Below are 11,623 nucleotides of genomic sequence, written 5' to 3' on the forward strand. Positions count from 1 at the left end.
TCTTGAATTTCTATCAAATTTTATTTTGCTTGTTTGTAGTAAAGTTCCCAGTTTTTGCTTCTTTTGTAAAGCACTTCGGTCTTTTTACTCTTTCCTGATTTTAAATTTTCATCAGCATTTGCTGCTACAGCACCGCTTGCTGCTACAGCGCCAACTAGACCGACTTTTTTTAGAAATTCGCGTCTATTTTGCATATGTACCCTCCGTTCTTAGTTTTCTTATCCTGTTCTTTTCTCTTCTTATGCTTTCAGATCTTGAAAGACCATCGCTCTTTTTGTGGTCTATCTTGACTGGTTTTGGTGAGTTTAGTGCCACGCGCTCAAACGCGATAAATTCGTTTAGCAAAACGGCTACATCCTTGTAAATTTCACTATTTTTATGCTCATATAAATTCTCTATAAACTCATCAATGTTTGGATTTATAATATTTTTAAAAAGCTCCTCTTCGCACTCGTCAAATTTGCCGATAAACTCGTTCATAAGCGTAAAGACAAAGCCTACGTTATCTTCATTCTCTTTAAATTTACTCTCATCTCTTCTGATGTTTGTCTTAGCTAAAATTTTACGCACATTAGCGCAAGCATGACCCACTTCATATCCCTCATCGTAAAAAGAGAGCGAGTTTCGAAGCGGACTTGGCGGAGTGTGAAAAATGTCATCAAATTCGGTGATCAAATTCTCTGGATTTTTTTCATTAAATTTACTTTTTATATTAGTAGCAGCTTGCGAGACTTCATCGTTTAGGCTATATTCTTTGATAAGATCAAGCATTTTACTAAGGCCATCAAATCTCTTTTCATCTTCACTAAATACGAAGAATTTAGAGAAAGTAGCGTAGTAAAGTTTTCTGCCAGCTGCAAATTCCTCTTTTGTGCTCACCTTTTTCCTTAAATAGTTTTTTAACGACACTGAAACTATACAATTAATTGCCTTATTAATGTGGCTTAAAATAAAATAAATTAGAAAAGTTAAAAAAAGCTTAAATATGCCTTGATTGCATATTTAAAAAGACCATTTTTTGGGAGTTATATAAGATATGATTTTTTAGCATGATTATTAAAATTTAGCTCTTTTTTTGATATCCATTTTTATTTTTGGGCTAAATTTAAAAATTGGGAGTAAATTTTACTCTAAAGCAACCATCGAGCCATCTTCAAATTTTAAAAATACTCGCTCGCCGATCTTTGTAATTTCATCATCGTGGCTAAAAATTTTGATCAAAAAGTCGCCAACTTTGACCTTTAATAGCTTTTCGTTGCCCATGTAAAGCGAGGCCGAGTGCAAATATCCTGAAATTTGACCCGCACTGCTGGTTTTAGAAATTTTTATCTTGCTTGGGTTGATCGTGATCTTGCTTTTACCTTTAAAATTTGAAGGTAAATTTAGCTTCGCATTATCGCCAAAGCTTAGCACGCTATCCTCTATCTCAAAGATATTTTTGTATTCAAACTCGCAGACTTTGCCTTTGTGCAAAAACACGCACTCGTTTGCTAGCATACTAAGCCACTTTTCGTCGTGACTTGCGATGACAAAGCCGCAGCCATATTTCTCGTGCATCAAATTTATAGCCTTGCTAAAGAGCTTTGAAGTGGCGATATCAACGCTATTTGTCGGCTCATCAAGCAGATAAAATGGCGCTCTTAAAGAAAGTGCCAAAGCAAATGCGATGCGCTGCGTCTGCCCTGAGCTTAGCTCAAAGTGGCGCTTATCTAAAAATTTCTCATCAAGTCCCACAAGTGCCAGAGCCTCGCTAGTTCGCTCCTCAAATTCGCTTAGTAAATTTCTACTTTTTAAGATGGCTTTGAAATTTTCTCTCACACTTCTTTTTAAAAGGGCTGGCTCAGGCAGTAAAACTGAAATTTTACGCAACATTTCAAGGCTTGGTTTATTTTCACCCCAGAGTGAAATTTCGCCGCTATTTGGGCTTTGCAAGCGTGAGAGCACTCGTATGAGCGTGCTTTTGCCGCTGCCATTGCTGCCCATTAGAGCGGTTATCTTTTTAGTATTTATATCAAGGCTTGGGATATTTAGGATCTCGCTTTTGCCGTAGTTTAGGTGTAAATTTCTTATCTTTATCAAAATTTGCTCCTATTTGTCTAGTTTTCTTAGCGCAAAGATCGCTAAATTTACTAAAAATGCGATAAATATCAAAACCATCGCAAGTGCTATACCCATGGCAAATTCGCCCTTATTTGTTTCAAGCGAAACGGCTGTGGTGATTGTTCTGGTAAAGTACTTGATGTTGCCGCCTATCATCATCGCAACGCCCACTTCAGCGACGATCCTGCCGTAAGCAGTGGCGATGACGACCATGAGGGCGTAGCGTAGCTCATAAAGCACGCAAAAAACTAGCTTTGCCGGCGCGAGGCGTAAATTTAGGATAGTTAGATAGTGCTTTTTCTCCATATTTTCAACCACACTTGCAGTAAGCGAGATGATGATAGGAAGGGCAAGCACAAACTGGCCTAACATGACCGCTTTTAGCGTAAAGAGTAAATTTAAGCTACCAAGCGGGCCATTTCTCGTGATGAATGCGTATAAAATAAGACCAATGGCAACCGTTGGCATGGCTAGAGCCGTGTCACTTAGAAGGCGTAAAATTTTGCGACCTTTAAAGTCATAAAAGCCAAGTATAAAACCAAGCGGAAAGCCTACAATAACAGCAAAAAGTATCGACACGCTTGATGTGTAAAGGGTAGCCTTGATGGCTGAATATGTTTCAAGATTGCCGTTTAAAAGTAGATTAAAGGCTTCTGCAAAGCCGTGAAGTAAAAAATCCAAATATTATTCCTAATTTTTTATTCATATTATTTTAATATGCTATAATACCACATTTTCTAAAAAGGAGAAAAATGAAAAAGATTATTTTAGGCTCACTAGCAGCCGCAGTTTTGGCGTTTGGCGCTGACAATGAACTAATCATGGCGACTACAACAAGTACAGATAACACTGGCTTGCTTGACGCGATCTACCCAGTTTATAAGGCAAAAACAGGTGTTGATATAAAATGGACAGCTGTTGGTACAGGCGCAGCTCTAAAGCTTGGCGAAGACTGCAACGCTGACGTACTTTTCGTTCACTCACCAAAAGTTGAGAAAGAATTTGTAGAAAAAGGCTTTGGCTTAAAGAGAAATGCCGTAATGTACAATGATTTCGTCGTTATTGCTGATAAATCAATCGCTGATAAATTTAAAGGTAAAGATATCAAACAAAGTTTTGAGCTTATCAAAAAAGATGGTATCAAATTCTTCTCACGTGGCGACAAATCAGGCACAGATAATAAAGAAAAAGGCATCTGGAAAAAGATCGCTGGCGAAGTCCCTGAAAAAGATAGCTGGTATATGCAAACAGGTCAAGGCATGCTAGCTACGATAAATGCTGCTGCTGAGCAAAAAGGTGTTACATTTACTGACCGCGGTACTTACATTAAATATGAAGCAAACCAAAAAGGTCATCCTGAGATGGTCATCATCAACGAGGGCGACAACGACCTTAAAAATTTCTACTCTCTAATCGCAGTAAATCCAAAACACTGCCCTAAAACTGACATCGAAAATGCAGAGAAATTTATAAAATGGGCGACAAGCGAAGAGGGTCAGAAATTTATAGGCGACTTCAAACTTCTTGATAAGCCACTTTTCACACCAGACGCAAATACACGCAAGAACTAATACAATGGGCGAGCAATCGCCCATTTTTTATAAATTTTCATAATCTTTAAATTTATTTTTTAATCATTTAAGCTAAAAACCAAGTTTAAAATAAGACAAAAAATGGTAAAAAGCTCCGTAAATTCAGTGTCAAAGTAATATGCAAATTTTGCATATTACTTAAAATTTTTTTAAATAAAATAATTAATTTTAAAACTACTTTTATTTTATAAGGTATATAATAACCGAACTATTAGAAATATTACTTGAAAGGAAATCTATGCAAAAGATTGTTCAAACAACCTGTCCGTATTGCGGAACTGGTTGCGGCATAGACCTTATCGTAGAAAACGGTAGGATAGTCGATGCAAAGCCGACTGATAACCACCATGTAAATGATGGCGAGTTGTGCTTAAAAGGTATGTTTGGTTGGGAATTTGTAAATTCTCCAAAACGTTTAACTAAACCAATGATGAGAAAACTAAATGGAGAGTTTAACAAAGAGGGCAAACTCGAAGAGGTTAGCTTTGAAGAGGTTTATGAATTTTTAGGAAAGACTTTTAAAAATAGTGTAGAAAAATATGGTCCAAGTTCTATCATGGGCTTTAGTTCAGCTCGTTCAAACAACGAAGACAACTATGTATTTCAAAAATTCTTTCGTGCTTTAGGAAGTAACAACGTAGATCACTGCGCTCGTCTTTGACACGCTCCAACAGTGGCAGGTCTTGCCAGCACCCTTGGAAATGGAACAATGACAAACGATCTTGTTGAGTTTGCGACTGATACAGATGTATTTTTACTAATAGGCACAAATACAAGCGAATGCCACCCAATCATCGCTATGCAGATGCAAAGAGGCTTAGAGCGTGGTGCAAAAATGATCGTTGTGGATCCAAAACGCACCGATATGGCTAAAAAAGCCGATATATTCTTGCAAATTCCTGTTGGCTCAAATATCAAAACACTAAACACAATGATGAACGTCATCATCTCTGAAAATTTACAAGATAGTGAATTTATCGAAAAATATGCTGAGGGTTTTGAGTATCTAAAAGAAGCCGTAAAAGACTTCACTCCTGAGAGATTTGAGCGTGAGACTGGCGTCAAAAAAGAGCTTATCACTGAGGCTGCTAGGTTGTATGCAAAAGCTGGCAGTGCTGCTATTTGCTATACTATGGGTATTACTCAGTTTAGCGACGGCACATCAAATGTATTCTCGCTTTCAAATTTAGCGATCCTAACAGGAAATTTAGGTAAAAAAGGCGCTGGAGTAAATCCACTTCGTGGCCAAAACAACGTTCAAGGCTCATGCGATATGGGCGCACTACCTAATGTCATCCCAGCAGGTGCAGTAAATAGCGCCTACGCACAAGAGCAAGCTCGCAAAGTTTGGCACTTCGAGCTTAATCCAGTGCCTGGCTTTAAACTAACATACGCACCTGATAAGATGGATAGCGGCGAGCTAAAAGTGCTTTACGTTTATGGCGAAAACCCTGTTATGAGTGACCCTTGGACAGAGCACTTTGTGCATGCCACACATCACCTAGACTGCTTTATCGTACAAGATCTATTCTTTACTGAAAGTGCTCAAAAAGCCGATGTCGTCTTACCTGCAGCTGGTTGGGGTGAGAAAGATGGAACATTTATCAACACATCTCGCCGCGTTCAAAGAACTAGGAAAGCAAGCGAGCCAGTAGGTGGTGTAGAACCTGACTGGAAAGTAGTTTGTAACATCGCAAAAGCTATGGGTCTTGAGGGATTTGACTTTTTAAGCGCAGAAGAGGTTTGGGACGAGCTTAGAAAACTAATGCCTAAATTCTTTGGCGGTATCAGCTACTATAGACTTGAAAAACTAGGTGGCATCAGCTGGCCATGCCCTGATGAAGATCATCCAGGCACACCTGATCTTTATACTGATCACAAATCAATGCTACCTGATGGTAAATTCCGCCTAGCTCCAGTACTTTACGCTGACGATAAAGATAAGCGTGCAAGCATGGAGGCTGAATTTAAAGCCAAAATGCATATACCTGATGGCTATCCAGTAGGCTCAGGCGCGATGAGCGAAGTGCCTGATGAGGTCTATCCTTGCTTATTTACGACAGGTAGAAAAGTTTATCACTACCACACTGGTACGATGACAAGAGAGTGCCCACCGCTAGAGTATGGTGCTGGCATCGAAGGTCCGCTAATCGAAGTAAGCCCTGATATCGCAAGAGAAAGAGAGCTAGAAGATGGCTGCTATGCAATGGTAGAGAACAAACGCGGCAGGATCGCAGCTAAACTTCGCGTAAATCCTGACCTTAGGGAGAGTACGATATTTACGACTTTCCACTATAGTGAGGCTGACGGCAATGAGCTCGCAAACGCACAAGACCACGATCCGCTCTCAGGTATCACACCTCTTAAGATCACTATAGCTAACATAAAAAAATTAAGCGAAGAAGAGTATATAGCATTTAGACAACAAAATGAGATGTCTATGCACTCTGAAAAACCTTATCTTTCACCTGTTAGATCATAATTTCAAGGGCGCAATGCCCTTGAATCATACAATTTTATAGAAATATTTTCTCTTATTGTCTGCATTTAAGCTTCACTATAAAAGCTCTAATCTTTGATCAAAAATTTACTTATAATGTGTATATATTTTGTATTTCTAACACTAATAAATATGACGAATATCCACTTTTACAAAAAAGTGAATTAAAAAATCAAAAAATTTTAAACAACTATAAATTTGTTTATAAGATCAAGGCCTATCACAAACAAATAAATTTTTCAAAAACTAAAGCACAAAAACGACTAAAAAAATTTTAAATAAAGAAAGCATATCCAAACCTATATTTTAAATTTTAAAAAATAAATTTTTAGCTCCATTTTTTCACGGCAAAAAGTGTGCTTGTGTTCTGCAAAGACCTGCACTATTTAAATTTAATAGGTCAAATTTAAAAACTAGCGCTAAAAATTTAATCCTTCCAAAGCCACCATTTTAGCTTGGTTTTGTCTGGGTGCGGAGTGTTTGCGTAGTAACAAACCATGCGGTAAACATATAGAATGCACCTATCACTGCCGCGCCCGAGAGCCTTTGTGCGTTCAAACATCTCCTCAGGATCCGCGCCCTTTAGCGAAGTAATGTCTGTGTAGCCCAGCGCCAGCAGATCGGCCTGCGTCGCCTCGCCGACATAGAGGATTTTCTTAAAATCGCTCAAATTTACCTCAAATTTCTTTTAAGCTTGTCAAGCTCGCCGCAATTAAATTTTATTCGCGCGCTACAAAGCTTGCTAAATTTCATCTTGCTACTACGCTAAGTCGTTATCCAAGCTTCTCGCGAGGTGGTCTAATTTAAATTTCTTACGCGAAAAGCCATGCTTAAAATGATTTTAGATCAAATTTTATGCAAGTTATGGCACTAAATTTGCTCCAAAATGCGTTCACAAATTTCTCTTGGGTTTGCGTTTTCATAAATCGGCCTGCCAACGACGATAAAGTCGCTGCCCTCTTGCTTTGCGCTAACTAAATTTGCAACCCTCTTTTGATCGTCCGCACTCTCGCCAAAAGGCCTAACCCCAGGGCAAAGCGTGATGAAATTTTGATTTGTCACGTCTTTTATGAGCTTGCTTTCAAAGACCGAGCAGACCATGCCGTCAAGCCCCGCTTCAAAGCTCATCTGGCTAAATTTCCTAACCGAGTGAGATAGCGTATCGTTATAAACCGCTTCAAATTCGCTCTCATTAAAGCTAGTAAGTGCCGATACGGCAAGCACCAAAGGGCGATTTTGCAGCGCACTAAGACGCTCCATCACAGTTTTCATCGCGCGTATGCCAGCGCTTGCGTGCACGTTTATCATATCCACACCTATCTTTGAGACGACCTCAGCCGCGTCTGCCATCGTGTTTGGGATGTCATAGAGTTTTAGATCAAGAAAGATTTTAAACTCCCCTGCCCCTTTTAGCTCCTCTACAAATTTAGCTCCGTCTCTAAGGTAGCCTCTAAGCCCCACTTTTAGCCAAAGATCAAGCCCTTTTAGCTCACGCACGAGGGCTAAATTTTCATCCTTGCTCGCCATATCAAGAGCGACGCAGAGCTTCATAGATCGCCCTTTATCTTATCTAGCACGCCGTTTATAAATTTTGGCGCCTGGTCGCTTCCAAGCTCCTTTGCAAGCTCGATCGCCTCGTTTATTATGACAGCTTTATCAGTCTGGCTAAATTTCATCTCATAAAGCCCAAGTCTAAGGATAGCAAGCTCAGTTGCGCCAACCTTGCTAAAGTCGCCGTCTTTTAGGTGCGGTTTTAAAATTTCATCTAGTTTTTCTTTGTTTGCTAGCACCTCTTTAAATGTTTGCAAAGCTTCATTTTTGCGCTCATTTCTTATCTTTTTCTCTTCTAAAAATTCCTCTTCAAACTCCGCAGTTACAGGATTTATCTCGTTTGAGTAAAGCAGTGAAACGATCGCTTGTCTGACCTGATGACGTGTGGCCATTTTACTCTCCTAGCTTTTTGTATAAATTTAGCATCTCTATAACGCCTGTCATCGCTTCAAAGCCCTTGTTTCCAGCTTTGCTGCCAGCTCGCTCGATCGCTTGTTCGATGTTATCTACCGTTAGCACGCCAAATGTGACTGGCTTTGCGTATTTTAGCGTCACGTTTGCGATGCCTTTGGTGGTCTCAGCGCTTACATAGTCAAAGTGTGGCGTTGCGCCTCTTATCACCGCTCCCACGCAGCAAACCGCGTCAAATTTACCGCTTGCAAGCACCTTTTCAAGTGCCATAGGTATCTCAAATGCGCCAGGGACTAGCACTAATGTTAAATTTTTCTCGTCGCCGCCGTGGCGTAAAAATGCATCTTTTGCGCCCTCTACCAAGCGGTCTGTGATGATGTGGTTAAACCTTGCGTTTATGATCGCTATCTTTTCGTTGCCTTTTAGGGCTAAATTTCCTTCGATTATTTTCATCTTTTCTCCTTTTTTTATGCAAGTTTAGCAAAAGCTTGTTTAATCATCAAACTATCTTTAGCATGATGACGCTAAAGATGATGAGCGCTAAAAACAAGGCTTTTTTAAAATTTATCTTCTCACCTTCAAAAACTACGCCAACCACGACTGCTCCGATCGCTCCGATGCCTGTCCAGATCGCATACGCCACCGACATAGCGATAGTTTGCATCGCATAGCTAAGTAGCGTTAGAGAAAGGGCGAAATTTCCAAGTAAAAGGATGAAATTTGCCCACTTTTTTACGCCTGTGCTTTTTGAAAATTTCGTGATAAAAAAGACGCCAGAGACCTCACAACATCCAGCTAGTAAAAGCGCTAAAAAGTGGATCATTCTTTCATGCCTTTTAGTCCAAGCACGCCCAAAATGAGCGTCGCTATGAAAAATAGCCTAATGAAATTTGGCATGATCCCGCTTGCTACGTAGTCACTAACGATCTCGGCTATAACGATAAAAGCCGTTCCAAAGCCCACAAATACTGCATAAGAGATGCTTACGGGCAGATATTTTAAAGCCTTCATGAACGAGACAAAACTTATGCTTACAAGCAGCGTCGTAAGCAAAAATTCACTTAAATTTGACGCGTGCTTTAGCCCATATGCCCAACCACACTCGGCCACCGCACCTAGAAATATCCATAAAAAGCCTCTATTTGACATAAATTTACTTCATGCCTTTTATGGTATCAACGATCTCTTTTACATTTGCACTAATCGCCTTATTTTCAAAGCTATCATCGTTATTTTGTCCAACTAGTCCCTTTAAATTTCCAAAGACTCCAGGGTTAAACCTTAGCTCGCTAGAGCCATAATGCCTCAAAACTTCGCCATTTCTAACGACTTCTACCTCGTAAGTAAGGTAGATATTGCCCATCCTGTCACTCTTAGCAAAGGTTGCTTCGCCTATAAATTCCCTGCGGTGAGTTATCTTTATCTTTAGCTCGTCGCTTGAATTTGGATCAAGTAAATTTTCTTTTGTAAGCGCCCCAAAAATTTGTTTGTTATACTTTTTCTCGACCATTTTTGGGCTTTGGTAGAGAAATTTTGTCGGCTCGTGGCGCTGCACATGAGTGTAGATAATGCCCTCAAATTTATACTTGCCAGCAAGTGGCACCTTTGGCTGAGATGAGCCACAACCTACTAAAAACAACACTCCTAAAAATAGCGCTAAAATCCTTTTCATCTCTCTCTCCTTAGTTTAAAAATTTAAAATTTCCTCTATCTTTAGCGTGTCATTTACGACCTTTTCAAGCTCGTCTAAATTTAGCATATTTGGTCCGTCGCAAAGCGCTTCGCAAGGGTTTATGTGCGTCTCATAGAAAAATCCATCCACCCCAACGCTAGCTGCTGCTCTTGCAAGATACGGCACAAACCTAGCATCTCCGCCACTTTTTTCGCCAAGTGCGCTTGGCATCTGCACGCTATGGGTAGCGTCAAAAATGACTGGCGCAAATTCTCTCATCATCACCAAATTTCTCATATCAACGACTAAATTTCCATATCCAAAGGTGCTACCTCGCTCGGTTAGCCAGACGCCATTTGCCTTTGCGACCTCGTATCCATCGCCGCTAACACCTCTTGTTTCAAGCACCTTTTTAACAGAGTGTTTCATAGCAGATGCCGCTAAAAACTGCCCTTTTTTGATATTTACGACCGCTTTTGTCTTAGCAGCTGCTACAAGAAGGTCAGTCTGACGGCACAAAAATGCAGGGATTTGCAGCACATCAGCCACTTCGCCAACTGGCTGAGCTTGATAGCTCTCGTGGATATCGGTTAAAATTTTAAAGCCAAATTCTTTTTTCACCTCAGCTAAAATTTCACAACCTTTTTCTAGCCCAGGGCCGCGAAATGAGCTAATGCTCGTGCGATTTGCCTTGTCAAAGCTCGACTTAAAGTAAAAGTCAAGCTTTGGATTTTCATTAAATTTAACTAGCCTTTTTGCCACTTCAAAAACAAGCTCCTTGCTCTCTATCACGCAAGGTCCAGCGATTAAGATCATATTTTCTCCTTTATTTTTCTTTAACAACTAAAATTCCACTCACCACGACAAGCACGATACCTGCGAGTGCTAGGTGATTTGGCAACGCATCGCCCATAAAATAGCCAATAATAAGCGTAAAAATGACGTCTGCGTAGCTAACAGCAGCGACCACACCAGCCTTTTTGCTAACCGCAAATGCCTTTGTCATAAACGCCTGAAAATAGTAGCCACTAAGCCCCATCAGCAAGATAAACACGACGTTGTGCCAGCTTGGCATAGCAAATTTAGAAAATAAAAAATCCAGAGGCTCATAAGTAAAAAACTCAGCCATCCCCATGCAAATAAGCGGCAAAAACGAGCCCCAAAGCATGAAGCTTAGCACGATGATATTTGTGCCGTAGCTCTTGTTTAGCTCCTTGACACTCGTGTAGGCAATAGCCGCTCCAAGGCCGCTCCAAATGCCGATGATATCGGTTTTATTGATACCTAAATTTGGCTGGATAACAAGCAAAATTCCACCAAATCCTAAAAAAACCGCAAACCAGCCAAGCGAGCTTAGCCGCTCCTTAAACACGATAGCTGCGAGAATGGCTGTAAATATCGGGTTTGTCTTTTGAAATGTAAAGGCTGTGGCTAAATTTACATGCGCGACGTTATAAAAAAAGGCAAAAAGCGCCACCGTGCCCACAAAACCGCGAAACATCAGCAAGAAAAAGTGCCCGCCAGTTTGTTTAAATGGAAATTTATAGATGGCGTAGATGACGATGAAAAGTCCGATCAAATTTCTAAAAAAAACAACTTCGATAGAAGGCATATCTTTGCTCAAATACTTTGCAAATGCGCCAGTCACGGCAAACATAAAGCAAGCAAAGAGCATATAAAAAATGCCAAGATGTGAAATATAAAACCTTTTTAACATCGCAAAACCTCTGAATTTAAAGCACTCATTTTAATAAAAAATGGCTTAAATTTTGGTTGATTTTTTCTTTTATTTCGGCG

General features: G+C 40.0%; 15 protein-coding genes. 2 read left to right on the forward strand and 13 right to left on the reverse strand.

Features of this window, described 5'->3' with window-relative positions:
* Nucleotides 1-20 precede the first annotated feature (20 nt).
* The 4 genes from CVT00_RS08370 to tupB all read right to left on the reverse strand — a co-directional run bounded on the left by CVT00_RS08370 (nucleotide 21) and on the right by tupB (nucleotide 2,781).
* Entirely contained in the window at nucleotides 21-194 is a 174-nt protein-coding gene (locus CVT00_RS08370) for a twin-arginine translocation signal domain-containing protein (RefSeq protein WP_103571853.1), read from the reverse strand.
* Nucleotides 184-879 carry a TorD/DmsD family molecular chaperone gene (locus tag CVT00_RS08375; RefSeq protein ID WP_103566866.1) on the reverse strand — a complete coding sequence of 232 codons (696 nt, stop codon included), beginning with the start codon at nucleotides 877-879 and terminating at the stop codon, nucleotides 184-186. Before CVT00_RS08375 ends, CVT00_RS08370 begins: the two co-directional genes overlap by 11 nt.
* A gap of 246 nt (nucleotides 880-1,125) precedes the next feature.
* The gene (gene tupC, locus CVT00_RS08380) at nucleotides 1,126-2,079 is read right to left on the reverse strand and encodes a tungstate ABC transporter ATP-binding protein TupC (RefSeq protein ID WP_107914777.1); all 954 of its coding nucleotides are present in this window, start codon (nucleotides 2,077-2,079) and stop codon (nucleotides 1,126-1,128) included.
* A 9-nt stretch (nucleotides 2,080-2,088) separates the two neighbouring features.
* A complete protein-coding gene (gene tupB, locus CVT00_RS08385) occupies nucleotides 2,089-2,781 on the reverse strand; it encodes a tungstate ABC transporter permease TupB (protein ID WP_107914780.1) in 693 nt (230 codons plus the stop codon).
* Nucleotides 2,782-2,852: 71 nt separating this feature from the next.
* On the opposite strand from tupB, the gene tupA reads away from it, so the two are divergent.
* Nucleotides 2,853-3,671 (forward strand): tungstate ABC transporter substrate-binding protein TupA, encoded by an 819-nt coding sequence (gene tupA / locus CVT00_RS08390; protein WP_103558927.1) that lies wholly within the window; start codon nucleotides 2,853-2,855, stop codon nucleotides 3,669-3,671.
* Nucleotides 3,672-3,930: 259 nt separating this feature from the next.
* Nucleotides 3,931-6,174: a molybdopterin oxidoreductase family protein gene (locus CVT00_RS10400; protein ID WP_343287039.1), complete on the forward strand. Its 2,244-nt coding sequence runs from the start codon at nucleotides 3,931-3,933 to the stop codon at nucleotides 6,172-6,174.
* A gap of 445 nt (nucleotides 6,175-6,619) precedes the next feature.
* Here the strand turns inward: CVT00_RS10400 and CVT00_RS08405 are convergent, their stop codons facing one another.
* The 9 genes from CVT00_RS08405 to CVT00_RS08445 form a co-directional block, all read right to left on the reverse strand.
* Nucleotides 6,620-6,862 carry a helix-hairpin-helix domain-containing protein gene (locus CVT00_RS08405; RefSeq protein ID WP_107914784.1) on the reverse strand — a complete coding sequence of 81 codons (243 nt, stop codon included), beginning with the start codon at nucleotides 6,860-6,862 and terminating at the stop codon, nucleotides 6,620-6,622.
* A gap of 200 nt (nucleotides 6,863-7,062) precedes the next feature.
* Complete coding sequence (gene pyrF / locus CVT00_RS08410; protein ID WP_107914786.1) at nucleotides 7,063-7,743, reverse strand: orotidine-5'-phosphate decarboxylase; 681 nt, start codon at nucleotides 7,741-7,743, stop codon at nucleotides 7,063-7,065.
* The gene (gene nusB, locus CVT00_RS08415) at nucleotides 7,740-8,135 is read right to left on the reverse strand and encodes a transcription antitermination factor NusB (protein ID WP_021085959.1); all 396 of its coding nucleotides are present in this window, start codon (nucleotides 8,133-8,135) and stop codon (nucleotides 7,740-7,742) included. Before nusB ends, pyrF begins: the two co-directional genes overlap by 4 nt.
* Before the next feature lies 1 nt (nucleotide 8,136).
* Nucleotides 8,137-8,607: a 6,7-dimethyl-8-ribityllumazine synthase gene (gene ribH / locus CVT00_RS08420; protein WP_021084559.1), complete on the reverse strand. Its 471-nt coding sequence runs from the start codon at nucleotides 8,605-8,607 to the stop codon at nucleotides 8,137-8,139.
* Nucleotides 8,608-8,653: 46 nt separating this feature from the next.
* On the reverse strand, nucleotides 8,654-8,977 hold the full coding sequence (locus tag CVT00_RS08425) for a DMT family transporter (protein ID WP_004317710.1): 324 nt from the start codon (nucleotides 8,975-8,977) through the stop codon (nucleotides 8,654-8,656).
* Nucleotides 8,974-9,303: a DMT family transporter gene (locus CVT00_RS08430; protein WP_107914788.1), complete on the reverse strand. Its 330-nt coding sequence runs from the start codon at nucleotides 9,301-9,303 to the stop codon at nucleotides 8,974-8,976. The genes CVT00_RS08425 and CVT00_RS08430 overlap by 4 nt, the downstream gene beginning before the upstream one ends.
* A 4-nt stretch (nucleotides 9,304-9,307) precedes the next feature.
* Entirely contained in the window at nucleotides 9,308-9,826 is a 519-nt protein-coding gene (locus tag CVT00_RS08435) for a hypothetical protein (RefSeq protein WP_107914790.1), read from the reverse strand.
* 15 nt (nucleotides 9,827-9,841) lie between these two features.
* Complete coding sequence (kdsA, locus tag CVT00_RS08440; RefSeq protein WP_004317708.1) at nucleotides 9,842-10,642, reverse strand: 3-deoxy-8-phosphooctulonate synthase; 801 nt, start codon at nucleotides 10,640-10,642, stop codon at nucleotides 9,842-9,844.
* A gap of 10 nt (nucleotides 10,643-10,652) precedes the next feature.
* Nucleotides 10,653-11,543 (reverse strand): DMT family transporter, encoded by an 891-nt coding sequence (locus tag CVT00_RS08445; protein WP_107914793.1) that lies wholly within the window; start codon nucleotides 11,541-11,543, stop codon nucleotides 10,653-10,655.
* Nucleotides 11,544-11,623 lie beyond the last annotated feature (80 nt).

The organism is Campylobacter concisus (genome assembly GCF_003048675.2).
Classification (GTDB): domain Bacteria; phylum Campylobacterota; class Campylobacteria; order Campylobacterales; family Campylobacteraceae; genus Campylobacter_A; species Campylobacter_A concisus_F.

What these genes read in the sequence shown, in the direction of transcription:
- kdsA (WP_004317708.1), bottom strand. Translation starts at nt 10,642, where the DNA reads ATGATCTTAATCGCTGGACCTTGCGTGATAGAGAGCAAGGAGCTTGTT.
- tupA (WP_103558927.1), top strand. Translation starts at nt 2,853, where the DNA reads ATGAAAAAGATTATTTTAGGCTCACTAGCAGCCGCAGTTTTGGCGTTT.
- CVT00_RS08425 (WP_004317710.1), bottom strand. Translation starts at nt 8,977, where the DNA reads ATGATCCACTTTTTAGCGCTTTTACTAGCTGGATGTTGTGAGGTCTCT.
- CVT00_RS08370 (WP_103571853.1), bottom strand. Translation starts at nt 194, where the DNA reads ATGCAAAATAGACGCGAATTTCTAAAAAAAGTCGGTCTAGTTGGCGCT.
- ribH (WP_021084559.1), bottom strand. Translation starts at nt 8,607, where the DNA reads ATGAAAATAATCGAAGGAAATTTAGCCCTAAAAGGCAACGAAAAGATA.
- CVT00_RS08430 (WP_107914788.1), bottom strand. Translation starts at nt 9,303, where the DNA reads ATGTCAAATAGAGGCTTTTTATGGATATTTCTAGGTGCGGTGGCCGAG.
- pyrF (WP_107914786.1), bottom strand. Translation starts at nt 7,743, where the DNA reads ATGAAGCTCTGCGTCGCTCTTGATATGGCGAGCAAGGATGAAAATTTA.
- nusB (WP_021085959.1), bottom strand. Translation starts at nt 8,135, where the DNA reads ATGGCCACACGTCATCAGGTCAGACAAGCGATCGTTTCACTGCTTTAC.
- CVT00_RS08445 (WP_107914793.1), bottom strand. Translation starts at nt 11,543, where the DNA reads ATGTTAAAAAGGTTTTATATTTCACATCTTGGCATTTTTTATATGCTC.
- CVT00_RS08435 (WP_107914790.1), bottom strand. Translation starts at nt 9,826, where the DNA reads ATGAAAAGGATTTTAGCGCTATTTTTAGGAGTGTTGTTTTTAGTAGGT.